Genomic DNA, 26,570 nt, shown 5'->3' with positions numbered 1-26,570 from the left:
TATAAAATCCCCCTTTGAGTACCCGCCTTATTAACGGGCAATCATTTCACTTTCATGATTGCCCGTTTTTTACCCTTCTGAATTTTCATGTTGGAAGCGCCAAAATCATTGACCAAATGCTTTTCGTGTTTCTGTTTCTTCATATTCAAAAGTAACAGGATTTACACGGACACCAAAAACTTGCTCTGCTTCTTCGATTGAGATATATTCATTTTTTACATCCTGGACAACCTTTTGCGCCGGCCGTTTTAACGGATTTCCATACCCGCCGCCGGTTGCAGTCATTAATTTTACAACATCATTTTTTTGCAATGGATATCTCGGGTAGCAACCATACGGGCCATCAATATCCCCATTTGCTTTTTCAACATAAAATTGGTTAACCGACCCGTTTTCTCCGCCATTCATCCCCCAAGGAGGCGTTATGTGCCTGCCGTAAGTAATCGTTGCTGTCTGGCCGTCCGAGAGCGCCCGGTAAGAACGAATGACGCCTCTCCCCCCGATATATTCTCCGGCTCCACCACCATCATTACGCAAACGGTATTCGTCAACAAGAACGCCATATCTTGTCTCAGCTACCTCCACCGGTACATTATAAGTTTCACCATCCCCAAGACAAAACTGGCCGCTGGCACCATCTGCCCCTTTGGCGGCACCCCATCCTCCAACTGAAGGCTCAACAATTAAAAATGGTTCTTTTGAATCGGGATGAATGCCAGAAAGCGTAACTGCGCAAACAGAAGTTAAATGGCCGGCCGATAACCTGTCAGGCAAATGCGGTGCGAGTGCCTTCCATATTAAGTCAGCCCCCATAATCATAGACTCAAAATAATTAGAAACCGGAACCGGCCTCTCTGCAGATAAGATAGATTTTTTGTCCGTAAGAATTTTTAAAGGACGAAACACACCGTCGTTAATATCCTGGGATGGATTGGTAACCGCCAGAAAAATGACCCTGACCGCAGAAGTTAATGCCGTTAACGAGCAGTTAACCGGCCCTGGAACTTGCGGATGGCTTCCTCTGAAGTCACAAATAAACTCATCGTCAGTAATCGTCACCTTTACTTTTACTTTAAAGGGGCCGTTCCCAATGCCGTCTGTATCAATGAGATCTTCAGCTTCAAAAGTCCCTTTCGGCAACTGGCTTAATTCGAGCCGGGATAGCTGCTCGCCATGGTCCAAGTAGTGCTCAATTGAAGCCAACACAGTCTCCTCGCCATGTTTTTGGCAAAGCTCCCTAACACGCCTTTCTCCGGTTTTCAAAGCCGCCACTTGTGCCCACATATCCCCCAGTGACAAGTCGGGAAAGCGCACATTTGATTCAATCATATCAACAACAGCCTGATTGACTCGTCCCTTTTCAAAAAGCTTTACACAAGGAAATTGCAAGCCCTCTTGAAAAATTTCAGTTGAATCATTTGTGAAGGAACCGGGATCCTTCCCGCCCACCTCGGTCCAGTGCGCTTTATTCGCAGAAAATGCAATGAGCTTATCGTTGTAAAAAATCGGCATGACGAGGCCGACATCGGATAAATGCGAACCCCCGCCCTTATAAGGATCGTTAATAATGATAATATCACCGGGGTTTAAATCCTGTTCTCCAAATTTATTTAACGTCTCCTTAACCATAAAGGTTAGCATGCCAATAAATCCGGTTGCTCCGTTTCCTTGTGTTAGAAGGTTGCCTTTCGCATCGGTTAAACCGCTGGCATAGTCAAGAACTTCGTATACAATAGGACTCATGGAAGTTCTCGCCAGCGCTATAAACATTTCATCTCCAATGGCAAGCAAAGAATCTTTTACAATTTCCAACGTAAATGGGTCAATTTTTTTGGATGTAGTGATCATGTTACTCCACTCCTATTTCAAGAATAAGGTTTCCATATTCATCGACAACCAGCGTTTGGCCTTCGTAAAGCACTGTGACAGAAGCCTTTTCTTCTATAATGGCCGGTCCCGTTACCGTCTTTAAAGTCGGCAGCTTATCCCGATCATAAATATCAGTTTGCACCCAACCCGTATCCTCAAAATAAACCGGGCGTACTTCTTTGATGGCATCTTTTACTTCACCATCACGATGTTCTTTTTCTAATTCAGGCTTCTCTACAATCCCCACTGCAGTCAGATGCAGATTCACAATTTCCGTTTCTGCATTTTCCAACTTGAAAGTATAAGTTTTTTCATGCAATTCATGAAAACTTTGAATGATGGTTTCCAAGGTTTCTTTATTCCAACGTCCATTCGGTACTGGCACTTTTACTGTATGCTCCTGCCCCAAATATCTCATGTCTAAAAATCTCGTAAACATGACAGAAGATTTCTTAACATCTTCATAAAGAAACTCATGATAAGCATTGTTTTCCAGGTTCTCCCATTCACGATTAATGACAGCCGGATCTAAATCAGTTAAGCGTGTAATGTAAGTTTGAATATAGTCATGCCTTAAATCCGTCATTAACATCCCCCATGCAGAAAAAACGGATGAAGCGACCGGAATAATGACTTTCTTTACCCCAAGCTCTTTTGCCAGGGCAGCAGCGTGCATAGATCCTCCTCCGCCAAAAGCAATTAATGAAAATTCCCGCGGATTATATCCTTTGCGTATAGAAATCAACTTTAAAGCATTGAGCATGTTAGAATTGGCAATTCGAATAATCCCGAGTGCTGCTTCTTCTGCACTGATATTAAAATAGTTTGCAATTTTAGTTTCAATCGCATCTTTGACCTTGTCCATATTTACAGTATAATCAAAATTCTTTGGTGAAAGTCTTCCGGTTAATAAATTTGCATCGGTCGTTGTTGGCTCTGTACCGCCCTGCCCGTAAGCAACAGGACCCGGCAAAGCACCAGCAGACTTAGGCCCTACTTTAAGAGATCCAGCATCATCTATCCAGGCGATCGATCCCCCGCCATTCCCGATTTCTACAATATCCACAACAGGCGTTTTAATTGGATAGCCGGCATGCCGGTCATCACGCTCAATATAATAGTCTGTTGAAACTTTTACTTCACCATTTTCGATCAGTGAACACTTTGCTGTAGTCCCACCAACATCAAATGCGATGATATTTTTTTCGCCCAGTATATTACCAAGGACAGCCGCCCCGAATATGCCTGCAACAGGGCCGGATTCTACAATATGGATGGGAATATTTTTGGCGTTTTCAAAAGTAGTCGTCCCGCCATTTGATTGCATAATATAGTTATTGCTTCTTTTTTGTTTTTCATCCAGTTTGTTCACATAAGAGGTCGCAATTGGTTTTACATATGCATTGAAAACAGCGGTATTTGTTCTTTCGTACTCCCGCCATTCCTTTGTGATTTCATGGGAAGCTGTTACAAATACTTCAGGCCATAATGCTTTAATATACGCCACCGTTTCTTGTTCGTGGACTGGATTCGCGTAAGAATGCAGAAAAGATACTGCAATGGCCTCAACTTTTTCTTTCTTAAAAAAATCTACAATTTCTTTGATTTCATTTTTATTAAGCGGTGTTAATTCTTCTCCCTTATAATTTAACCTCTCCTCTACTTCTTTTCTTAGATATCTCTCAACAAACGGCGTTGGTTTTTGATACCTTACATTATAAAGATCAGGCCTGTTCCCGCGCGCAATCTCTAATACATCTCTGAATCCCTTTGTCGTGATAAGGCCTGTCTTAGCTCCTTTCCTTTCTGTCAGTGCATTAATAATGACGGTTGTTCCATGAATGAATGTCTTGATGGCGTCCGGTTCTATTCCGGCTTGCTGTATAACGTCCATTACACCTTGTTCAAAATTTGGCGGCGTCGTATGGCTTTTTGCAATACCTAAATCCCCTCTGTCATTGACGTATACAAGATCTGTGAACGTACCCCCAATATCCGTTGCAACTTTCATAAAATATGAACGCTCCTTTCAAAGGTATATTGAAATCTCCAATTCTTAAAAAAGAACCGGAGTTAATACACTTATAAGAACTGTTTCCTCGCCTGTCGGATTTTCCCACTGATGGGTTTTTTCAGAAGGAAAGTGAATGGATTCACCTGCCATAAGGTGGTATTCATTGTTGTCAATTTTAAATATCACTTCACCTTTTAAAACATAATAAAACTCCTCGCCCATATGGCTGAATGTCTGATCATCTTTTTGAAATGGCTGCAGCGTGACAAGCATACACTCCAAATTTCGATTGTGAAAGTTTCCGCTTAACCGGATATATTTTGTTGCATTCCCTTCCACTGTAAAAGTTTTCTGGTTCTCCTTCTTTACGGCATAATGCGCTGTGATGGTCGGGTTGAAAAAGTACGAAATTTCCACGCCCAAGCTATCTGCAATTTTTTTTAGAGAAGTAATGGCAAGTGAAGATGTCCCTCTTTCAACTTGTGAAAGAAAACCAATGGTTAAATTAGTCTTTTCGCTTAATTGTTTTAGAGTCAGTCCTTTTTGTAACCTTAGCTCACGAATTTTTTTGTGAATTTCAATCATGATTATCCTCTCTGATCTGTCGATGTTTAGTCAGGTTAAAAAAAATGAAGTATAACTAAAATTATTTGTAGTCCATATTATCACAACAGATAAAAATGTCAATATATTTTATCTTTTTTGAACCAATATTTTTGTTCCCCATGTAAATGGTGCTGGCAAAAAGAACCGTACAGGTTTGCCGCAGTCATTTGGAAATCAGCATAATGAAGCGGGGCGAATTATTGAAATTGGATGGGCCGAAAGTAAGCTGCTTTTTGCCACTGCCAGCATTCTAATAAAAATCCATTGACTTTTCTGCAAGAAAGCGTTTTAATAAAGTTAGCCAGTTGTTATGACAACATAACAATAAAAGGAGAGAGGCGAATGCCAATTAATAAAAAAAGTTATGTGCCGCTGTATGCACAACTGTTGGATATTTTAATAGAACAAATGGACAGCGGAAAGTTGAAGGCGCATGATAAGCTCCCGACTGAAAAAGAATTGTGTGAACGTTATCAGGTAAGCCGGACGACTGTACGCCAGGCACTCGATGAATTGGAAAAGATGAAAAGAATCTACAAACAACAAGGAAAAGGAAGTTTTGTCGCTCCATTTGAAAATGAGGCGTCTAAAAATAAAGTCAACTTTATCAATGTCGTTGAAGCGATCAAAAAGATGGGAAGAAAACCTTCCACAATTGTTGCAGATTTCCAGATTAGAGATTTAATAGAAATAGACATTGCACGCGCCCTGGAATATAAAGTCGGGAAAAAAATATATGCGATCAAAAGGATCCGGTTGGCCGACCGGGACCCTGTTATGTTGGAAGAAACGTACTTGCCGGCAGACCGTTTTTCGGGACTTGAAAATGAGGATCTTGAGTCGGAAAGTCTGCACCATATTCTACAAAGAAACTACCATCTATTAAACATGTCCTTTAAACGGGAATTCCGTGCAGTGCTCCTGAATAAAGAACAGGCAAAAATGTTAAAAGCTGAAAAAGGAGATCCGGCGATGCAAATGATGACTCAAGGTCTCTCTGGCGGCTACCCTTTTGAGTTTACAAAAGCCATCGTGAAAGGTGAGCTTCCGCTGTACTTACTGGATACATAACTAAAGGAGGTGAGTTTTCTTAAACATTCTAACCTTGATGAGAGAGAGGATTGAGATGAAAATTAACATTGTAAAAAGCAAAAAAGACGTTGGGAAAGCGGCGGCTGAAGCCATTTTGGATTTATTAAAATCAGAACATGCAAATATCGGGCTTGCAACCGGCAACTCTCCAATAGAATGTTATGATACATTGGTCCAATACTTTTCCAAACATGAGCTGCCGAAGTATTGGCATTTCTTTAACATCGATGAATATGATCAAGTTCCAATTGACTTAGAAGGCACTTGCAATGCATACTTGCAGGAGCGTTTTTACGGACCATTAAATATTCCGGAAAATCAAATTCATCGTCTGTATGCAGAAACTTTTCCTTTCTTTGAACAAAACCTTCATAAGGCAGGTGGATTGGATCTTTGCATGCTCGGCATTGGAAAAAACGGCCACATTGCTTTTAACGAACCGGGCACGCCGTTTGGTTCAGTTACACACCGCATGGAATTAACAGAAGCATCCAAACAACAGCATGGAGATGAATTTGGTGGCGTGGGAAACGTCCCTTCCCACGGACTCACAATTGGGATGAAAACAATTATGAACAGCAGACGCATTTTACTCATCGCAAACGGCCCGGAAAAAGCTGAAATGATTCACAAAGCACTCACAGGGCCCGTAACGGAAAGTGTCCCTGCATCAATTTTGCAACTTCATCCGGCTCTTACCGTTGTCTTGGATGAAGCAGCTGCTTCCCGGTTCCAATAACGGGATAACTTGTCATGACAACATGACAAAAGATCGTTTAAAAAGCTTTGCCAATACCTGTAACAGCAAATGCTCTTTATCAATTTTACAGTTCTTCAAGTAAATAGCTTTATCGGCTATTTGGATAAAACAAAAGATAAAGCAATTTACTACCAGCTTCACCTTATAAAACTACTTGTCATGACAACATGATAAAACGACAAAGGAGAGAATAGAAATGGCCACACCAAATATTTTATTGACAAGAATTGATAATCGCCTCGTACACGGACAGGTTGGCGTAATTTGGACATCGAGTTTGGGTGCAAATCTTTTGATCGTTGCGGATGACGAAACTGCAAATGACCCGCTTCAGCAGGAATTAATGTCAGCCACTGCTGAATCTGCAGGCGTTTCGATTCGCTTTTTCACCTTGCAAAAAACGATCGATATTATTGGAAAAGCTTCACCACGCCAAAAAATTTTTATAGTTGTAAGAACACCGCAATCCGCAAGAAAGCTTGTCGAAGGCGGTGTGCCAATAAAAGAACTGAATATCGGCAATATGCACTTCTCACAAGGAAAGGATGAAATTACGAAAAAAGTATATATGGACGAACAGGACAAAGCAGATTTAAAAGCGATCCAGGCATTAGGTGTAAATGTTTATATTCAAGACGTCCCCGGTGAGAAAAAATACACCTTTTAAGGAGCTGCTCTAAATGGACATCACATTAACGCAAGGCATACTCATTACCATTTTTGCCATTATCGCAGGTTTCGATTTCTGGCTGGAAGGTTTGTATATTTTCCGACCGATGATTGTCTGTACCGTAACGGGGATCATTTTGGGCGATGTTAAAATGGGACTTATCGCAGCGGGTCTGACCGAACTTGCTTTTGCCGGATTAACACCGGCCGGCGGGACCCAGCCGCCAAACCCCATTTTGGCAGGGGTTATGACAGTGGTCATTGCCCACACGACAGGAAAAAGCCCTGCCACGGCAATCGGCCTGGCGCTGCCTTTCAGTTTCTTAATGCAATATATTATTTTATTCTATTATTCAATTTTCTCCGTCTTCATGGCAAAAGCAGACAAATACGCAGCTGAAGCCAATATTAAAGCTTATACCAGGCTAACGCTGCTACCAATTTTACTTGTCGGATTGACTTACGGTGTTGTCGTGTTTTTAAGTGCTTACCTGGCACAAACTCCAATGAAAATGCTCGTCGAAGCGATGCCGGGTTGGCTCAGCCACGGATTTGGCATTGCCGGAAGCATCTTGCCAGCTGTTGGGTTTGGGTTGCTGCTAAAAGTCATGTTAAAAGCAAACTACATGCCTTACTTATTGATTGGATTTTTAGCTGCCTGCTTTATCAATTTCAGCAACCTCCTGCCAGTTGCGGTAATCGGGGTTGCAGCCGCGGTTTACGAGTACTTTCATTCACGGGAAAAACGCGAACTGCAGGAACAAATTGCAAATGCAGCCCGCTTTGGGGGTGACGATGAAGATGGAATCTAATCAACAAACCAAACAAACAAAAGCCTTAACGAAAAGAGACTTAACCAAACTCGGCCTGCGTTCCATTTTGCTTCAATCGGCGTTCAACTATGAAAGAATGCAGGCAGCGGGCTGGCTTCTTGCCATGTTGCCGGCTTTGCGCAAAATTTATAAAAACGATAAAGAAGGATTGTCCAATACGATGAAGGATAATCTGGAGTTCATCAATACGAACTGCCATACATCTCCTTTTCTGATGGGATTGCTTTTATCCCTCGAAGAAGGAAAAGAAAGCCGTTCGACCATTAAAGGATTGAAAGTTGCACTTTTCGGACCGCTTGCAGGAATTGGCGATGCAATTTTCTGGTTTACCATCCTGCCAATTCTCGCCGGGATTACCGCCTCATTTGCAAAACAAGGTAGTTTGATCGGCCCAATTGTCTTTTTCCTTGCTTATGTCGCCATCTTCCTGTGCCGCATTTTCTGGGCACGTATCGGTTATTCACTTGGAACAAGGGCAATCAGCAAAATCCGGGAAAATTCAAGCGTCATTTCTCAAGCAGCAACGATTCTCGGCGTAACAGTCATTGGCGGCTTAATCGCAACATATGTCAATATCGAACTTGCGCCGAAAATTCCAGTCAGCGCCGGCCATACGATTTCGCTGCAAAAAGACTTTCTTGACCGGATTTTCCCGAAACTGCTGCCATTCGCCTATACGTTTCTGATGTATTGGCTGTTAAAAGCTAAAAAAATCAGCCCAGTTATTTTGATCATTGCCACTTTTATCATGGCGATTGTACTGAGCTTCTTAGGAGTGTTGTAAAATGATAAAATTCATCGTCACCGGTCACGGCCATTTTGCGTCCGGCATCCAATCCACCATCAAACTGTTGGTAGGCATCCAGGAAAACATCGCTTACATTGATTTCCCGGAAGGTGAGTCAAACGAAAACCTGCGGGAAAAATTGGAGGCGGAACTAAAAGACAACCGGTATGACACATATCTCTTTTTCTGCGACTTGGCAGGCGGCACCCCTTATAAAGAGGCGGCCACTCTGTCTGCTAACCGGAAAGATGCCGCTGTTACAGCCGGCTGCAATGTGGGGGCACTGTTGGAAAGCATCTTTGTAAATGAGGAAAATCCAGCTATAGAAATAGCCCGTCAAATTGTCGAATTAAGCAGGAAAGCGGCCACCTATTTTGGCGAGAAAAAAGCAACAGCCGCAGAATCATCAGAAGGTGAAGGGATTTAAAAAAGACCGGGGATAGGCTATATCAATGCCAAGGCAACAAAAACCGGAAGCGGCAAGCAAGGTGCTGCCATTCAATACGGCAAATCCGTCAAAGTAACCAGCAAGAACTACGGCGTATATCAAAACTTTAACTGGAAGAAGAAAAATATCCGGGCCGTAAACAAAACATACTTGGCGAAGTACATTTATTATCATATAAACGGGCTAAGCTACCTGTCCCTTTATGACAACAAAGGCAAATGGATAGGCTACATCAATGCCAAAGCAGTTAAAAGCAAATAAATTCCTATAAACAAAAAGCGTTCCCAACAACCGGCAATGGGGTGGGTACGCTTTTTTTGTTCACCGCAAACATCTTATAGTTGAGTTTGAAGAGATACTTTAAACCAAAAAGAAGGGCACCTTTAAGGTCGGGTTCATTTAAAATTTGGGGATTTCTTTGATCGCATCAAGTACTTCCTGCTCATTCACGCCCATTCCTCCAGTTTAGGGAAACATTAATGTCTCCGCTCTTTTTCCCGCTGGATTTTTTTCCTGCAGGGAGAAAACCGCATCCTTTCATGCCCGTTTTTCGTGCTTTTGAACTGGCCCTTTTCAATATTGAAGTGATGGTTGAGAGCGTCTATTTACAAGTGAAATCAAACCCGCTATTTGCCGCCATGTGTGGATTTACGGAGAAAATTCCGAGTTACCGTTCCTTTGCTCGCTTTGATCAAATCATGGCAACAAATGATCTTTGGGAAAAAGCCCGGCTATTGGTGGTTGAATATAATAAAGGGGAAGGCGTGGTTGAAACGGTTGAGGAAGCAGCCGCCGTGGATACATCACATATAGAGGCAGAAGCAACGTTGAATAAAACAAGAAAGACGGTTTCTTTCGAAGGTGATTACGACTGCCTCTGAATCTTTACGGATGATAATCATTGCATCTATGCATATCATGGCAAATATGGTGTACCAGCGAATTAAGTTATTCACAGGGGGATATGTGAATAATTTGTAGCTTCTCCTTTCAACAAAGAGTAGTGAAAAAAACACCCATTTGTGAGGAAAAGATACATATACCTTTTTTGGAAAAGAATGGCCGTTTTATTTCTAGTGAATTTGAAAATCCGGAAAAAGGCCAATAAAACCGAGATAATAAATTTCCAGAGCCTCGCTCAAGGGTTTATTTTTTGGCAGAGGAGGCTCTAATGAAACTTCCTGTTTTTTCTTCGTTAAAATACAATGGAATGGTCTTTTAAATATAATTTCTTTCTCAATGCATCATATATTAATATAATAATAGCGTTATTAATATCCCTTGTCGTTTTCTCTAATCTTTCAAATGTACTTTCATCTATCCCACCTTTTTTCTGACCGTGTGAGATTGCGTTTCTGATATTCACCAATTCGGTGATATGTTCTTCGTATCTAGAAAAGGAATTTTCAGGTAATCCAAGACTATATAGTAGCTTTTTAAGTACCAAGGGCCGAAGATTACTTTCCGTATTTATTACTTTATCGGGTATTATTATTTTTTGTTCAAGAAAATTTTCCAATGCATCAAGCAAATATTTTCTTTTTGACAGTTTAAAGAGTTTTCTATCTTCAATTGGTTTTTGACCAAAAATTTTCTTAAATGTTTGTTCTTTAAATTGTTCGTTTTCAAACAATGTAAATTCTTGATGCATGGATGCTGCTACTAAATAATTATTCACTTGCTTTCGTAATAAACTTTCTTCATTAATTGCCATAATATAGGTTTGAAAGGCAAAATTGCAAAACCCCTCATAATGAGCATACAGCATAACTACAAGTGACTTTCTATAAATGTTTTGTTCTTTTTTTGTTTGAATTTTTACTAACTGATTCTTTAGCAATTTTAGTTCATTTTCTCTCCAAGTTAATTCATTCTCAAGTTCTTCACGTATATTTATTATTTTAGCTTCGTCCATCTAAGAATTCACCAACTCTTTTTTGCACTACTTCAATTCTCTTAGATAAATAATTTTTTGTATTTTTACCCCCACCGGAGGCATTATCCAGAAATTCCTGATCTAACTTAATAGCCTTAAATACTTCACCCAACTGTTCCATTAATTGTTTATCTTCTGTATCAATAATATTTAAGTAGGATTGAATTCCCATTGTAAAAGCATCAAAATGAGTGGAAGTAATTCCAGAAATATACTTTCCCTTTCGAAGTTTATCAAAAGCGTATTCTCCTAGAGACAAATCTAATATTCCAAAAGTTTTCTCGAACTCTTTTCTCTCCTTTTCATAATCAAATTTGATATGCTCTTCATGGCTTTCGTCAGATACCTTTTCCATAAAAGTTGTAAGGAAAGAACTTATATTCTTTTTATAATTTTCCCTATCCAATTTATATGCGAAATACTTAAGAACATATTCTTGATCCTCCTTTTTTTCGATTTTTTCCTCATTCAAATGACTGATAGTATTTTGAAAGTGCTTATTACTACTTAACCTGATAATAAAATCATTAAAAGTATCGTCTAGTAAACGAATTGTACAATTACGGATTTCTTGTTCACTTAAAAGTTCCCCGCCAGTATTTAAACGTTTAAACATATAATATCTTAGCCTCGGGTCGCTCCCTTTCCGAATAACCTCTACTCGCACAAAACTTCTTTTTAGTCTTATTTGTAAGGTTTTTGGCAATTTTTCATATGTTAACCCATTTAATTCCTTTACAATGTCGCAGCCGGTTAATGTTAAAAAACCGACGTTTTCTTCTTCCGTTTTATCATTTGAATGGTTGTTGGGATTAGGTAATTCCCCTCTAAAGTGTAGGTATGTTGATATTCTTTGCAAACCATCAATTAATTCATACTGACCCTCATCTTTTTCTATAACATAAATAGGTGGGATAGGCATTTCTAATATTAAAGATTCTATAAATTGAGACTGTTTTTCTTCTGACCACCTGAAAAGTCTTTGATATGCCGGAGAAATTTCAAATTCTCCGTCGCGATACATATCCACTATTTCATTAAATGATAAATCCAAGCTTTTTGTACGTACTTGTTCAATTTTATCGTCAATTATCGTTAGCAGTTCTATTTGTGACATTTTTTCACTTCCTTTTTACCATTTTCTAAAAATAACGGCGTATTCCTTTGTTATCGAGCTTTCTCTATACTCTTTCCCTCTTGGGTTAATCTCAGCCAAATTATTTGGATTAATAAATTCATAAGTACCCACTAATCGCCAACCTAAGTATTTTATCATTTCTATAAAAATTTGTTTCAAATCTATAAAGATATCCTTATAATAGGAATTTTGAATAACAATGATACATTTCCCTTCATTTTTCATTACTCGATCAATTTCTTTTAAAGATAGAAAAATGGAATGAAAATATTGTAAATATGTTTTCAAATAGTAAGTTCGGGAAGCTTTGGAATGATGATTTTCTATTTTTGATAATGTTTCCAAACATGTTGGTCCCCACTCTCGAATTGCTTTCGGTGTTTGCTTATGAATGACAGGCGCGCCAATCAAAGAATGTCTTAATTTAACAAAATCAATTTCACTAATATTAAATATAGCTAACTCCAAACTGGTCATAATTGCATAATCAATTCTAGTACAATATGGAGGTGAAGTAATTATTGTTTCAACACTCGAATTATCTAATGGGATCGATTCTGAACGGCCAATGATTATTTTTGGTTTCACTTTTTGATGGACGTTATTATGCTCATATACTTGAACTAAACGGTTATATTCATTCAGATATATTTCGTCTATTTCTGCTTTTGAAAAACTCTTCCTTTCTGTTAATATTGGCTTCTTTATCCAAGTTGGATTGGAAGATTTCAAATCATGGGCTAAATGTTTTAAAACATTAAAAAGGATTAAGCAATAAAATGCTTGTAAATTTGAATAATCATTATTCACGATGACTTCCCTCAGGTATTTGCCATTAAATATAGTTCGCTCTATATTTCTAATTATTTTTACAGTATCTTTATGAAACCAATTACATAATGCATCATTTTCCTCTACATTTGTTCTAAATTTATCCGATGATTTTAAAAGATAATTTGCATTATACGGGTTGGTTTCAATGTTAAATAAACGAGCAGAAGCAATAATACTCATAACCGGATTAATATCCAAACCAATAGATGGAATCCCTAATTTTGATGCTACATAAGTAGTTGTTCCGCTCCCATTCCAAGGATCAAGAATAATTCCATTAGTATTTACTTTTAAAATCTTTATGATATCCTCAACAAAATCCTCAGAAAAACCCGGGTAATATTTATATATAGTATTATCTCTGTTCTTTAATTTCGTTGTTCGAGGAAAGTTTTTCATGGAATCAACCTCAAATCTACAACTTATTTCTTCACTATAGTGTACCATATCCCTTTAATTTTTAAGAACAATATGCTGAACACGGATCCATCTTCCTTCACCAAAAATGAGCAGATTCTTCCCTGTCTTTAAGCTGTATTTTAAATAATTCCTCTTGTTTACTCAATAAAAATCTAAGGGACGTCCATAAAACTATACTAACATCACTTTGTTTTCCCGATTCGCACTTAAGCTTTCCCACTCTTTGATCGCATCAAGTACTTCCTGCTCATTCATCGCTAACTCCTCCAATTCCTGCAAAATGTCGGTGTCTATCGTCTTTTTCCGGTAATCTGCAGCAGAAAGCATCATCAGCCATGGATAGGCTGCCGGTGGTTTCGCTTTCATCCCTCGTCTATATTTTTTCCACTTTGACTTGAACTTTGTCAAATCAAATGTGTGAAATTCCAGATGCGGGCTCCACATAAAAAACTCCAAATCCTCATAAACATGAAAGCGGTTATGGAATCGTTTGGTTTGGTGCGGGAAAAGCAGGTAATTTAAGATAGAAATCATGATTGTAGGAACAAGTTCTGTATAATTTTGTCCGGCCTCTAACGTGGAAGAGAAAAGTTTTGTCCAATAATAAAGCACTCGTTCCCGCATATTGTGCTGATTTTCCACCTGGATTTCAACATTTATTCTCTCATGGTTGGATGTGTAAACGAGGATATCAAGCAGACCTGTTTTGCCGTCCGAGTCAGATTTAATGAGTGCGGTGTTCTCATACTGGACATCGACAATTCTGTCCTGCCCTTTTCGGTTCAGCAAGTCATTCAAAAAGGCAAGGGTGATGTTTTTCCGGCTCGGGTGGCCGAAAAGCTGTTTGAACATAAAGTCCATTTTGAGGTCAAGGTATTCTTTTGTCATGAGGATCCTTCCTTTCGGGGTTGTTTTGCGAGGGTTTCATAGAGTAAATCTATTAATTTGATATTATTTGAAATCTTTTCTGATGTCAACTATTTTTTCCAATGGTATGTGTCAAGTTTTTCTCGACAAGGTTTAAATATCGGGTATTCCAAGACACTCTTTTTGTACACTTTCGGCTACCGTGCTTTACTTGCTCGGTGTAATTTTCGGAAAAGATGTAATATTTCCGTATAAAGATGGATAACGGGGATGTTGAGGCGCGCGAAATTCACTCGCTTTCCGCGGGCGGCCGGCGAGCCTCCTCGCTCGTACCTCGCTGCGGGGTCTTTCCTGGCTCGCTTTTCCCGCAGGAGTCTCGTAAATTTCGCGCGCCTCAACGATCAGTCCCCACTGAGCCAGGCTTAAAACGAAAGCTCTAATATTTTGCTTAAATGTCCCATTGCCGATGAACTGCTTGAATGCAGGGCAACTGATCCGTGCTTTACGCCCACTGACGGGCGTACAGGCTGCTTGAGTAGTTGAGACATCCTGATGAATTGTTTCAAGTTCCGTTGCTTTCTCTCGCTTCTTGAACGGTGTTTCAGATAGGCTTCTCTCAATGTCCCATTGAGTATGCCTTGTTTGATTTTCACCATGGCTTCTGCGCCAAGTTCACTCCAATGCATGCCCCTTTTTTTCATCCTGAAGGAGATATGCCTTTGATTCGATTCCATCGCTCCTAGGCCTCTCGCACCTTCCGGCACGTTTTTCACCCTGTCTCTCCAGTCAAAAATGCGGTCCCAGTTTTTCAAGATATACGAACGGAATTCCTTGATTTTCTTGAGAGCCTTTTTATCCGTCAAGGTGCTTTCGTGCGTATCCAAATATAACGTGAATTGGTCCAGGTCATGCGTTCTAATCGCTTTTCTAATTTGCTCCTTGATCTCGCTCTTTCCGCCCCCAAATGTCCTTATGATGGCTTGTGCAACGTGGTAGGTATCCAGCTGGTTGAGCACCGGAAATTCCGACTGTGAGAAAGCTGTTTGAAACCGTTCAGCTGTGTATCCCGCACCTCCATCACTGTTTGTAATGACATGCGTTTTTTCGAGGGAGTAGGTGTTGGCAGCTGTGGCTTGGACTTCATCCCAAAATGTCTGAATGTCTTCCGTCGTCATGATGACTGTGGGCTGACGCAGGGAGACCCTTTTACCATTGGTTTCCCATCCCTCATAGAGAATGGCGTGGTGGACTTCCATACTCTGTTTCTTTTTTAGTCCCCGAACGAATACACCATCTGCTTCAGAAAACAGGTAGTCTACCTTCTTCCCCTCAGGCAGGGAAACAGCTATTTCTAGCTCTTCTACAAGTGCCTTATCGGCTTCCGCCTGAGTTTTCCCTACGTGTTTTACCATGTTCCCTACAGTTGTGTGACTAAGACTCACTGCTGTCCACTCTTTTAAAATATCAGCTACTTCCCGATAGGTGTTCTCACTTGCCAACTCTGCCACCTTTAATTCCACTAACGGGCTGTATCGTTGGTGTGGTACCAGCCCTAACCATTCATCCAGAGGATAATGGGAATTTCCTCTCTTGTCATGCATTAATGAGCGTTTAAAGGTCACACTTCCAAATAGAAACTGAATGTTTCTGTTATCACTCCGGCAGTACACCCAGCCCTCCTCTAACTTCTCCTGTTTAATTGTTTTATCTAACTCTTCAAATATTTCCCCAACCCATTGTGTAAAAGCCTTCTGCATCAGAAGTTTAAGCTGTTCTTCAAATTCGATAAGACTCTTTGTATCCTTTAATAATCCAGCAATTATTGATATAATATCCATGGGAAGACCTCTCTCTCTAGATGTTCATCTTGAAGTGTACAATTAGATGATAGAGCGTCTTCCCATTTTTTTCCACTCATTTGCCCCTTCGAGTAAAATTTTACACATACTTCCAATGCCATCCGGTCCGCCCCCATCCCCCATAAAATATTTCTCCTCAAACGGGCCATCTATGAATTTGAAATTGCCCATACAAAGTGTACGGACCAAAAAATGAAGGAGCCGGTCGCATGCGCTCTCCTCCGGCTCCTAAAAAGACAAACCTGCAAATATTCCAGCTTCCTTATTTTGTATCGCTGAACTTGCCATTCCAGATCGGCACCCTAAACCGTTTTGCATCTGAAAACTCGGAAGCCGAGGATCTCTTTGGTTGATTCAAACATGATCATATGATGCTCAAGCATCTCAAAATACTTAACATCCACGTCCTCCGACAATGAAAAATCAGGAACATTTTGAACTCCAAATTGCAAATCATATTTTTCAGAATGGATGGATGGAAACCCTGCTTCCTGAAAAAGCTGCACCCACTGTTCCTCGGTTAAAATTCGGGATACTCCATAAAAATCTTTGATGTGTGCCAGTTTTTGGGGCGAAACAGGTTGCTCCAAAACCATTTCAATCGCAATTAAACATCCGCCGGGCTTCAGCACCCGCCGAAATTCCTGAACCGTTTTGGGCATATCGGTAAAAACGATCACCGACTCTGACAACACCAAATCAAATTGACTGTCTGCAAACGGGAGAGCCTCTGTGTTCCCGTGCACAATTTGTATCGGCAAACCTAATGACCGAATTCTTTTCCTGGCTTTTTCCACCATCAATTGATGATGATCCAGCCCTGTCACTTGGCATCCGTACTGCTGCGCGATGTATGCAGCAGTCTGTCCGGTGCCGCAGCCCGCATCAAGCACTGTTGTTTTTTTCCCTATATGTTCAGCCGATAATATCTCCTGTGTCAGCTTGAAACCGCCTGGATGCGCTCCGCCGACTCCCAGTTCTGCCAAACAATTCAGGTAAGTATATTCCCGATCCACTCTAACCCCTCCCTTGCCATCCAAACAGCTGGCTCGTTTATATACCGTATGTACCATTGCAGAAATCGGTAACCGTTATCGTTTAAAAACATACTTTGGTTAAGAAAAAGCAATGGAGGAAGGCATATGGGGGTTGTCGAAACGGACAAGTGGCTGCGCCAATTATATCACCGGCCTATAGCGATTTGCGAAAAGTTTAAAGCGCATTTTAAAGGCGCAAGTGCTTCGGAAATTTATGACTATCTGGTCTATCATGGCATGTACCAGCCGGAAAATAACGGAGCCGGGGTTGTCCGGCAATTGCAAAATCGGCATGTTTGGGAAATCGTAAAAAATGAATTTCTCTGCTGCAAAAAAGAATGGGACGGGCCGGATGTCCCAATCTATATTTTTCCGTCTGACTCCGCCAATTTACTGATTCAAACAGAATTTAACGGAAAGTCAGGGTTAGCCTTTAAAGATCAATTATTTTTATTTGTTTCGGCCCGGAACAGCGAAACAGAAATCAGGTCATTATTTGTCCACGAATATAACCATGTTTGCCGGCTTACAAAATACCCGAAAGAGGAGGCCGATTATGTTTTATTGGATACGATTATTTTAGAAGGGCTGGCAGAAAATGCAGTCAGGGAAAAATTTGGGCGTAAATACGTTTCATCCTGGGCCTTTTCTTATTCCAATGACGAAATGGAAAAGATATGGAGACAATACGTGTACCCGCATAGAAACCTTAAAAAAACAACACAGCAACATCAGAACATTTTGTACGGTTCACGTGTCTATCCGAAAATGTCCGGTTATTGCGTCGGATACTACCTCGTCAAGCAATATCTTGAAAAAACCAGCCTCTCCGTAAAAGACTTGCTCAAAACCGATGCAAAGGTTTTGGCGCAAATCGATTCCATGTAAGATTTATTCGATAACCGCATCCCTGAACATGTGGTTATCTCCAAAGTACAAATCGATTCCATGTCATTTTCATCCCTGCACCCGGGTTTCAAAATCCCGCACGATAATTTCCACAAAAAGCCTGATCGTTTTGTCCACCGTATCCGCCGGCAAAAATCATATACTGTACCATTCCTAAAGGATTGGAGGATATTTTTATGTCATATCGTCACTTCCATGCACTATGCCATCGATACAGGGGCAGAGCGGTCCAAATCCGGACGGTTGATGGACGGATCCATAGAGGCATTATTCATCATGTGAGCGGAAACAGAGTGTTCCTTCGGCCGCTTGGAGGCCCCCGCAATCTTGGCGGATTTGGCTACGGAGGCTGGGGTTGGGGATGGGGATTTGGCTGGGGCATTGCCATCGGTTCAATCGCTGCTTTGGCTTTAATTCCTTTCTTCTTCTGGTAAGAAGTTTTTGCAGCATTTTTAGAAGTAGATAGGACTGGCGCAGCCCGGCCGGTGATAATCGGGTTCAGCCATGTACGGATTTACAGAAAGCGCCCTTCCCTTATGGAGAATTTCACATAGTATGTTATGGCTATTTCGAAAGGAGGTTAAAAAGATGTCTGATGGCGGCGTTTACAGTGGCGGTTTCGCTTTAGTCGTCGTATTGTTTATCCTGTTGATCATCATCGGTGCCTCATATGTCGGCGGTTACGGCGGCGGTTATGGCGGATATGGGGGCTACGGCGGGTGTTTTTGGTAAGCCATGCAATGAAGTAAGGGTCTCCGGCATTTAAAGTCCGTTTTCCATGCCCCCCTCACATGCTCGAAAGTTGCACGGAAAAAGGGAATGCTGCCTTATACAGCTTTATCATGAGAGCCGGAACAAAACCGGGGGTACGCATTGTGCTCCCGGTTTTGTTTTTAGGGTTTTCTTATCATTAAAATGCCCATTAAATGATTGGGTGGACAAGCCGGCCGTTTTTGCAATCCCCGCTGTCCCTGTTTCCATTAATACCGATTCATCAACGATTCAGCTATCTAATCACGAAGCCGGCATCCGCTGGACATCCAAATCAAATTGCGATAACGCCATGCTTAGCATGATCAGGAGTTAAGGATCGCTTTTTCGCCTCCGCACCAATCTATAAATCTTGCGGCAAAATTCGGTCTGTCCCCCCCCTACCGAAACTTTCAAGCGAAATTAAGAAAAATTTAAAAGAAGCCCTCTAGACTAAGTTTCTGTAATAAACCCCAAAGGCACAGGATGGATTTCCTGGAAGGTCTGAATCCACAAGTAAAAAGATTGTGAAGTTGTTACAAAAAGGTGCTTCAACATACACTTGGGTCGCTGCAACGGTAAGTGCGCATCTCCGGCGACTTATCAGCTTGCAACAGATCAACCCGTGATGGACATCGGCGGTTTTACAGGAAGTGACCCGGCCCCGACCCTTTCCGCGTTTAAAAAATATGTCCGGCAAGGGAAGATCCACTACTTTATAATGGAAGAGGCTCCTTTGGCAATATGAAACAAATGGGCAAAACCTTGCAAGATGGCAAAAATATAGAAAACAATCCCCAAATGGCGCCATGGGCAGAGGTTCCAATTGATGGCGTTACCCTTTATGATTTAACGCAACCAAAATCGAAGTAAGCTCTATCGTGAAGACTGTCAAAAAAGGGTTGCTGCAAGGTGCAAAACGGTGAACGCTACCATTCATAGTGTTCACCGTCTTTTAGTGAATTGGCTGGCCAGTGATCGCTGACCTGTTCTGGTTTTTTGGGTTTCTTCCAATTGAACGCTCTTCGGCATTTGTCAAAAGAGATTTTTTACACGATTCGGGACTTTCGGTTTATATTTTCAATAAAAACGGCATGTTCCCCTTAAAAAATACCAAAAAAAGACGATAAATTTACTAGACGAATGTGATAAGGTTTAGGGTATTTTGATAGAACAAAGACTCATAGAATGAAATTTTAAGTTTGGCGAAAGATCCAATTGGAAAGGAGATTGAAATGAAAAAAGGCTTAGTCATACCACTTTGTTTTGCAGTATTGTCCACTCCTGCTTTTGATAAAACGGTACAGGGCGTTTCACTGACAAAAATCCTACATAGTTCAAGTGTACAAGCCGCAGCAAAAACAGAGACAAAATATGTCAATGTTGATTCGAATTCAAGCTTGACATTAAGAGCAAAGCCTTCAAAAAGTGCCGCCAAATTAGACAGCTTAAAAAAAGGAACAGCTGTATTGGTATACAATGTGTCTGATGGTTGGGCAGAAGTAAAAGCCGGGACAAAAACGGGGTATGTTAGTGCGGAATATTTAACCAGCACAAAACCCGGCAGTACCGCAACAACAACGAGCACAGCCAAAACAACGACGAAGTATGTCAACGTGGACAAAGGTTCCCATTTAATATTGCGCTCGAAAACCTCCACTTCGTCCAGCATTTTAGCAAGCTTGCCGAGAGGCGAAAAAGTGACGGTTTACTCAATCTCCGGGGCTTGGGCAAAAGTAAAAGCCGGCAGCAAAACGGGGTATGTCCATGCATCTTTTTTGGCGAACTCAAATCCGGATAGCAATGCAGGCACTTCAACTCCGGCCAAAACAACGACGAAGTATGTCAACGTGGACAAAGGTTCCCATTTAATATTGCGCTCGAAAACCTCCACTTCGTCCAGCATTTTAGCAAGCTTGCCGAGAGGCGAGAAAGTGACGGTTTACTCAATCTCCGGGGCTTGGGCAAAAGTAAAAGCCGGTAACAAAACGGGGTATGTCCATGCATCTTTTTTGGCGAACTCAAATCCGGATAGCAATGCAGGCACTTCAACTCCAGCCAAAACAACGACGAAGTATGTCAACGTGGACAAAGGTTCCCATTTAATATTGCGCTCGAAAACCTCCACTTCGTCCAGCATTTTAGCAAGCTTGCCGAGAGGCGAGAAAGTGACGGTTTACTCAATCTCCGGGGCTTGGGCAAAAGTAAAAGCCGGCAGCAAAACGGGGTATGTCCATGCATCTTTTTTGGCGAACTCAAATCCGGATAGCAATGCAGGCACTTCAACTCCGGCCAAAACAACGACGAAGTATGTCAACGTGGACAAAGGTTCCCATTTAATATTGCGCTCGAAAACCTCCACTTCGTCCAGCATTTTAGCAAGCTTGCCGAGAGGCGAGAAAGTGACGGTTTACTCAATCTCCGGGGCTTGGGCAAAAGTAAAAGCCGGTAACAAAACGGGGTATGTCCATGCATCTTTTTTGGCGAACTCAAATCCGGATAGCAATGCAGGCACTTCAACTCCAGCCAAAACAACGACGAAGTATGTCAACGTGGACAAAGGTTCCCATTTAATATTGCGCTCGAAAACCTCCACTTCGTCCAGCATTTTAGCAAGCTTGCCGAGAGGCGAAAAAGTGACGGTTTACTCAATCTCCGGGGCTTGGGCAAAAGTAAAAGCCGGCAGCAAAACGGGGTATGTCCATGCATCTTTTTTGGCGAACTCAAATCCGGATAGCAATGCAGGCACTTCAACTCCGGCCAAAACAACGACGAAGTATGTCAACGTGGACAAAGGTTCCCATTTAATATTGCGCTCGAAAACCTCCACTTCGTCCAGCATTTTAGCAAGCTTGCCGAGAGGCGAGAAAGTGACGGTTTACTCAATCTCCGGGGCTTGGGCAAAAGTAAAAGCCGGTAACAAAACGGGGTATGTCCATGCATCTTTTTTGGCGAACTCAAATCCGGATAGCAATGCAGGCACTTCAACTCCAGCCAAAACAACGACGAAGTATGTCAACGTGGACAAAGGTTCCCATTTAATATTGCGCTCGAAAACCTCCACTTCGTCCAGCATTTTAGCAAGCTTGCCGAGAGGCGAGAAAGTGACGGTTTACTCAATCTCCGGGGCTTGGGCAAAAGTAAAAGCCGGTAACAAAACGGGGTATGTCCATGCATCTTTTTTGACGAACTCAAATCCCGATAGCAATGCAGGCACTTCAACCCCAGTCCAAACAACGACGAAATATGTCAATGTGGACAAAGGTTCCCATCTGGTTTTGCGTTCCAAAGCCTCCAGAAGTGGCAAAATATTAGCAAGTCTGCAAAGAGGCGAAAAAGTGACGGTTTATACAGCTTCCGGCCCGTGGGTAAAAGTGAAAGCGAGAGGTATAACCGGTTATGTGCTCGCATCCTATCTGTCAAATGCAGACCCTGATGCAAGCACAGCAGATGACAGCAATAACAGTTCCGAACCAACACCAGATTCTACGGTAACCAAATACACGACAGCAGATTTAAATTTACGTAAAGGGCCTTCTAAGTCAGCAAGTGTGATTGAAGTCCTTGATAAAGGAACAGCTGTAAAGGTCTACTCCGAAGAGGATGGCTGGGCAAAGGTAGAAATCGGTGGAAAAATTGGTTATGTCAGCACAAATTATTTAACATCCGCTGCAAAACAATCCAATGGCAAGGTGACATCGATTGTAAAAAAATATGATCTTTCACTGGATGAACTTGCAAATATTCAAATGAAAGTTTCGCCTCAAACAGATACAAATGAACGATATATCAGAAGTGATGCCATTAAGCTGACAAGCCATACAACAGGTGTTGTCCAAAACGGAAACTGGCATATCAGAGATGGTGCCGGTACAAAGAATCATGAAGTCGGCGAAACGCTTAAAGAAGGCACAAAGGTCACCATCTTATCCACTGTAAAGGGGAATGACGGCTATACATGGTACCAAATCAGTTACAACAAAGCATGGAAAAATGCCACGAAAAATGAAGTGAAATACTATTTAAATCCGAATAACTTTGTTTCGGATCCAGTCCGCTCACTTCAATTTTTGAAATTAACTTCGACTGCCAATTTGAATGCAACAGAAGTGAACCAAAAAATTCTTGCGGGTAAAGGCATTTTAGCCGGGAAAGCATCTGCATTTTTAACCGCTGCAAAACAAAATGGAATCAATGAAATTTACTTGATTGCCCATGCCTTACTTGAAACAGGAAATGGCACATCCCAGCTTGCAAATGGCGTCAAGTATAATGGCAAGACTGTTTATAATATGTATGGGACAGGTGCGAATGATGGCAATGCTGTCCAAAATGGAGCCAGGTATGCCTATCAACATGGTTGGACGACCCCGGAAGCGGCCATCATTGGCGGAGCTAAATTTATCAGCAGCAATTACCTTGGCGCCGGTCAAGATACCTTGTATAAAATGAGATGGAATCCAGATGTCGCTGCAACATATGGCTATGCCTCCCATCAATATGCAACAGACATTGGCTGGGCTTACAAACAAGTGGATGAAATCTATAACTTATACAACCTATTAGACAATTACAATATTACATTGGAAGTTCCAAGTTATCAGTAACTGCCTGCAGCCACTAAGCCGTTCATAAGGTTTTACGAACGAAGGCTATTCAGGACCTTGTAAAGAGCATGACAAATGGTAAAAGCTTCTCCCTTTTTGGGAAGCCGCTGAAAAAGTTCAAAAGAAAACATAAAAACGGCGAGACACCAGCATTCATAGTGTCTCACCGTTTTTTTTGCATCTTGTATAAATAGGGCTTGCTGAACGAATCCGATTCTGAGTTTGTACCCAATTTGTCAGTAAGTTCTAGAAGAATCCATCTTTAAAAATACGATTCTGTCTTCTCCATATCTATACATTGAATCAGCTTTCAAGTGCAAGCTTTTCTCTGGATTTTTATAACGCATATTCCGCACGTAAATTTTTCTATTTTGTGATTTTTTTAAAGGAATTTTCTCCTTCTTTGTAGAATTGAATGATTATCTAACTAGAGGAAGATGAGGAAATTTTTATGTCAGATCAAATTTTAACCTTACATGTGGGGCCGTCTCAACTTTTATCTAAACTGTGTGATGAAATAGAACTCGAAAAGACCATTAATAATTTAGTCAAATGGGATTCTGTCCGTTGTCATATCTCACCCGGAACAAGGATTAAAGCCCTTGTCTTAAACATTTTATGCAGTGGCAAGCCCCTTTATAAGGTTCATGAATTCTATCAAAACCTAGATTCTGAGATGCTTTTCGATACATCGATTTCACCCGATCAATTAAATGATGATGCATTAGGAAGAGCATTAGATTACTTGTATAAAGCCGAAGCATGGAAAGTATATTCCACCCTTGCATTAAAAGCATTAAAAAAATTGAATCTTCCTATTGGTGTACTCCATAACGATACAACATCAATTTCTGTTTACGGTGAATATAAACAACCGAAGGAAGATGGACTGCAAATTACGTACGGGTATAGTAAGGCCCATAGGCCTGACTTAAAACAAATCGTTCTGGGGATGGGGGTCACACCTGAACGAATTCCTATTCTTGCAAAAGTAGAAAATGGGAATACTTCGGATAAATCTTGGAATGTGGAATTCATTCAAAAGATGAGAAAAATCCTTTCCCATGAAGATTGGAAAAATCTCATTTATCAAGCCGATTCTGCATTAATCACAACGGAAAATCTAGCGGAAATTCAACAACAAAATTTATCGTTTATTTCCCGTTTACCTGATACATTCGGTTTAAGCACAGAACTAAAGAAAGAGGCATGGTTGCTCAATAACTGGGAAAGGGTAGGCTCACTTAGCAATAAAAAAGACGCAGCTATTTACCAAATTCAAGCTTTTGAAAGACAAATTCAAAACCTTCCTTACCGGTTTCTTGTTGTCCACTCAAACAATTTAGATCAACGAAAAGAGAAAACCCTAAATCGGGCGATCGAAAAGGAAGAAATAAAATTAAAAAAAGAGATAGAAAAACTAAGTAAAGTTATCTTTCATTGTAAAGAGGACGCACTAGAAGCAATTCAATCTTTTAAGAAAAAACAAAAGGCTTCATATTTCTGTTATAAACTAAACGTCCAGATGAGTGATCAACCTATCAAACGAAAAAAGAGAGGAAGACCTAAAAAGGACGAACAGACAAAACGAGAACAAATCTATCAGATACAACTGGAATCGTTTGAAAAAGATCATGATTTTATCGAAAATAAGAAAAGAATGCTCAGCACTTTTGTTTTAATCACAAATAAATTAGACGAGGAGACACTATCCAATCAAGAAGTTTTGAGGGTTTATAAAGGACAGTCGGCCGTTGAGACCCGTTTCCGATTAATCAAAGATTCACAAATGATTGATGCCATTTACTTGAAAACCCCGGAAAGGGTTGAGGCCTTAGGGATTGTGTATGTGATGGCTTTATTAATCTATGGAATTTTAGAATATCGAGTTAGAAAAGAACTGAAAGAAAAGAACCTATCTCTAATCTTGAAAGGAAAAAGGAAACTCTATCAACCCACAGGTCAAGCATTGTTAGAGCAATTAGAAGATATCACCGTGATCCTTATAAATCAAAATCGACAAAAATTAAGGCTCTTACCCGATAATATTGATTCACAAGCCAAAAAAATCATTGAATTATGCGGGTATGATCTATCAATATACGTGTCAAAAAATGTCGAAAACAAAGGCGAATAACACACAACAGGAGGAATTCATGAAAAGAATGTCGAATTCAATAGAACTTTATCGAAAATTCCTCAAAAATAAGAAGATATCATCCCACCAAAATGTTTAAATATAGTTCATTCAAAAATTAAAATGAATTTTATTTAAGACGTGCGAAATGTGGGTTATAACACCCTTGTATCCAAATTTTTGCCAAAGCTAGGAATTTTGGTTATTCAGCAAGCTCTATGTTAAGGAAGCATGGAAAAAAGACGTTGTTTCTTTACATAGAGGCTGCCTACGTTAAGAAAGCACGGAAAAACGAGGCTCTTCCTTCACATAGAGAGCGTTTGCGTTAAGGAAGCTCGATAAAACGAAGCTCTTCCTTCACATAGAGCCCGTCTATGTGAAGGAAGCTCGAAAAATTGACGGCCTTTCTTCACATAGGGTACGTTTCAAATGCAAGCTTTTTCCCACATTTTTTATAAAACCCTTGCATTAAATTTATGCCAAAGCTGTCAGCATCCCTGCCAAATCTAGGAATTTGCTTATTCAGCAAGCCCTAAATAAAAATAAAACATCACTTTTTTTCAGTGCCCTCCTTTTTGGACAGAAGCTTTTATCAGCTGCAGCCAGGTTCAGATGAATTTTTCACTTACAAGTGTAGAACAAGGGGAAATCAGTGAAAATATGTAGTTCACGTAAGCATATAAACAAATAAGCAGCCCGATTTTAAGACCTGGCCGTGCACCTTTCCAGGCGGAACGTTTACCTCCAAGAAAGCAGCGCGTTCTTTTGTCCACAGCCCAGCGGTAAGCACCTTTTTTCAGCAGCAAACACTCCGGCTATGCACAATGTATTTCCTGCTTTTCCGGCCAATCGCCAATTATTTCATTATAAAAAGAAAAATTGACGCCTTGTGCCTCATGCGCAGCAAAAGTCGGATTCACATTGCCGTCAGCCGGACTGTGACGGTCCTTCAAAATAAAATGTAACCGTTCATTTTTCATTTTTGTTCCCCCCTATTA

At 40.8% G+C, this 26,570-nt stretch carries 23 protein-coding genes; 13 read left to right on the top strand and 10 right to left on the bottom strand.

Features of this window, described 5'->3' with window-relative positions:
- Positions 1-105: 105 nt before the first annotated feature.
- From OF158_RS02855 to OF158_RS02845, 3 genes are read right to left on the bottom strand one after another with little or no spacing between them, the layout of a single operon-like run.
- On the bottom strand, positions 106-1,848 hold the full coding sequence (locus OF158_RS02855) for a hydantoinase B/oxoprolinase family protein (protein WP_035182527.1): 1,743 nt from the start codon (positions 1,846-1,848) through the stop codon (positions 106-108).
- A 1-nt stretch (position 1,849) separates the two neighbouring features.
- Positions 1,850-3,880, bottom strand: coding sequence for a hydantoinase/oxoprolinase family protein (locus OF158_RS02850; RefSeq protein WP_035182528.1), 2,031 nt, complete (start codon positions 3,878-3,880; stop codon positions 1,850-1,852).
- A 45-nt stretch (positions 3,881-3,925) separates the two neighbouring features.
- On the bottom strand, positions 3,926-4,468 hold the full coding sequence (locus OF158_RS02845) for a helix-turn-helix domain-containing protein (protein WP_014096197.1): 543 nt from the start codon (positions 4,466-4,468) through the stop codon (positions 3,926-3,928).
- A 363-nt stretch (positions 4,469-4,831) separates the two neighbouring features.
- Between OF158_RS02845 and OF158_RS02840 the strand changes: the two genes are divergently transcribed.
- From OF158_RS02840 to OF158_RS02810, 7 genes are all read left to right on the top strand, one after another.
- Positions 4,832-5,560: a GntR family transcriptional regulator gene (locus OF158_RS02840; RefSeq protein ID WP_014096198.1), complete on the top strand. Its 729-nt coding sequence runs from the start codon at positions 4,832-4,834 to the stop codon at positions 5,558-5,560.
- Positions 5,561-5,615: 55 nt separating this feature from the next.
- Positions 5,616-6,320: a glucosamine-6-phosphate deaminase gene (locus OF158_RS02835; protein WP_014096199.1), complete on the top strand. Its 705-nt coding sequence runs from the start codon at positions 5,616-5,618 to the stop codon at positions 6,318-6,320.
- 217 nt (positions 6,321-6,537) lie between these two features.
- On the top strand, positions 6,538-7,008 hold the full coding sequence (gene agaB / locus OF158_RS02830) for a PTS galactosamine transporter subunit IIB (RefSeq protein WP_014096200.1): 471 nt from the start codon (positions 6,538-6,540) through the stop codon (positions 7,006-7,008).
- Between the two features lie 13 nt (positions 7,009-7,021).
- Positions 7,022-7,822: a PTS galactosamine transporter subunit IIC gene (gene agaC / locus OF158_RS02825; protein WP_014096201.1), complete on the top strand. Its 801-nt coding sequence runs from the start codon at positions 7,022-7,024 to the stop codon at positions 7,820-7,822.
- Positions 7,806-8,627, top strand: a complete 822-nt coding sequence (gene agaD / locus OF158_RS02820) for a PTS galactosamine transporter subunit IID (RefSeq protein ID WP_035182531.1) — start codon at positions 7,806-7,808, stop codon at positions 8,625-8,627. The genes agaC and agaD overlap by 17 nt, the downstream gene beginning before the upstream one ends.
- 1 nt (position 8,628) lies before the next feature.
- Entirely contained in the window at positions 8,629-9,057 is a 429-nt protein-coding gene (locus tag OF158_RS02815; protein ID WP_014096203.1) for a PTS sugar transporter subunit IIA, read from the top strand.
- A gap of 560 nt (positions 9,058-9,617) precedes the next feature.
- Positions 9,618-9,959: a hypothetical protein gene (locus OF158_RS02810; protein ID WP_225620951.1), complete on the top strand. Its 342-nt coding sequence runs from the start codon at positions 9,618-9,620 to the stop codon at positions 9,957-9,959.
- Between the two features lie 314 nt (positions 9,960-10,273).
- On the opposite strand, the gene OF158_RS02805 is transcribed toward OF158_RS02810, so the two are convergent.
- From OF158_RS02805 to OF158_RS02780, 6 genes are all read right to left on the bottom strand, one after another.
- A complete protein-coding gene (locus OF158_RS02805) occupies positions 10,274-10,993 on the bottom strand; it encodes an MAE_28990/MAE_18760 family HEPN-like nuclease (RefSeq protein WP_017552081.1) in 720 nt (239 codons plus the stop codon).
- Positions 10,980-12,131, bottom strand: coding sequence for a DUF262 domain-containing protein (locus OF158_RS02800; RefSeq protein WP_017552080.1), 1,152 nt, complete (start codon positions 12,129-12,131; stop codon positions 10,980-10,982). The genes OF158_RS02805 and OF158_RS02800 overlap by 14 nt, the downstream gene beginning before the upstream one ends.
- A 15-nt stretch (positions 12,132-12,146) precedes the next feature.
- Positions 12,147-13,385 carry a DNA methyltransferase gene (locus tag OF158_RS02795; RefSeq protein ID WP_017552079.1) on the bottom strand — a complete coding sequence of 413 codons (1,239 nt, stop codon included), beginning with the start codon at positions 13,383-13,385 and terminating at the stop codon, positions 12,147-12,149.
- Between the two features lie 192 nt (positions 13,386-13,577).
- Positions 13,578-14,294: an Rpn family recombination-promoting nuclease/putative transposase gene (locus OF158_RS02790; protein WP_035182533.1), complete on the bottom strand. Its 717-nt coding sequence runs from the start codon at positions 14,292-14,294 to the stop codon at positions 13,578-13,580.
- 401 nt (positions 14,295-14,695) lie between these two features.
- Entirely contained in the window at positions 14,696-16,111 is a 1,416-nt protein-coding gene (locus tag OF158_RS02785) for an ISLre2-like element ISBco6 family transposase (protein ID WP_014095994.1), read from the bottom strand.
- Positions 16,112-16,434: 323 nt separating this feature from the next.
- Positions 16,435-17,148 carry a class I SAM-dependent methyltransferase gene (locus OF158_RS02780; protein WP_035182541.1) on the bottom strand — a complete coding sequence of 238 codons (714 nt, stop codon included), beginning with the start codon at positions 17,146-17,148 and terminating at the stop codon, positions 16,435-16,437.
- 126 nt (positions 17,149-17,274) lie between these two features.
- Here OF158_RS02780 and OF158_RS02775 point away from each other — a divergent pair, with 126 nt between their 5' ends.
- The 6 genes from OF158_RS02775 (at position 17,275) to OF158_RS02750 (ending at position 25,572) form a co-directional block, all read left to right on the top strand.
- Positions 17,275-18,057 carry a DUF2268 domain-containing putative Zn-dependent protease gene (locus tag OF158_RS02775; protein ID WP_035182542.1) on the top strand — a complete coding sequence of 261 codons (783 nt, stop codon included), beginning with the start codon at positions 17,275-17,277 and terminating at the stop codon, positions 18,055-18,057.
- A gap of 197 nt (positions 18,058-18,254) precedes the next feature.
- Complete coding sequence (locus OF158_RS02770; RefSeq protein ID WP_014096209.1) at positions 18,255-18,512, top strand: hypothetical protein; 258 nt, start codon at positions 18,255-18,257, stop codon at positions 18,510-18,512.
- A gap of 154 nt (positions 18,513-18,666) precedes the next feature.
- A complete protein-coding gene (locus tag OF158_RS02765; RefSeq protein ID WP_014096210.1) occupies positions 18,667-18,810 on the top strand; it encodes a YjcZ family sporulation protein in 144 nt (47 codons plus the stop codon).
- 762 nt (positions 18,811-19,572) lie between these two features.
- Positions 19,573-19,701 (top strand): hypothetical protein, encoded by a 129-nt coding sequence (locus OF158_RS02760; RefSeq protein ID WP_017552072.1) that lies wholly within the window; start codon positions 19,573-19,575, stop codon positions 19,699-19,701.
- A gap of 362 nt (positions 19,702-20,063) precedes the next feature.
- Entirely contained in the window at positions 20,064-23,435 is a 3,372-nt protein-coding gene (locus OF158_RS02755) for an SH3 domain-containing protein (protein ID WP_128890994.1), read from the top strand.
- Positions 23,436-23,886: 451 nt separating this feature from the next.
- Positions 23,887-25,572, top strand: coding sequence for an IS1634 family transposase (locus OF158_RS02750; RefSeq protein ID WP_014096930.1), 1,686 nt, complete (start codon positions 23,887-23,889; stop codon positions 25,570-25,572).
- A gap of 815 nt (positions 25,573-26,387) precedes the next feature.
- On the opposite strand, the gene OF158_RS02745 is transcribed toward OF158_RS02750, so the two are convergent.
- Positions 26,388-26,552 (bottom strand): hypothetical protein, encoded by a 165-nt coding sequence (locus OF158_RS02745; RefSeq protein WP_155375941.1) that lies wholly within the window; start codon positions 26,550-26,552, stop codon positions 26,388-26,390.
- Positions 26,553-26,570 lie beyond the last annotated feature (18 nt).

This window comes from Weizmannia sp. WK01, assembly GCF_025905465.1.
Lineage (GTDB): Bacteria > Bacillota > Bacilli > Bacillales > Bacillaceae_C > Weizmannia > Weizmannia faecalis.
The sequence above is the reverse complement of the archived record's forward strand: the minus strand, read 5'-3'. Positions and strand labels throughout refer to the sequence as shown.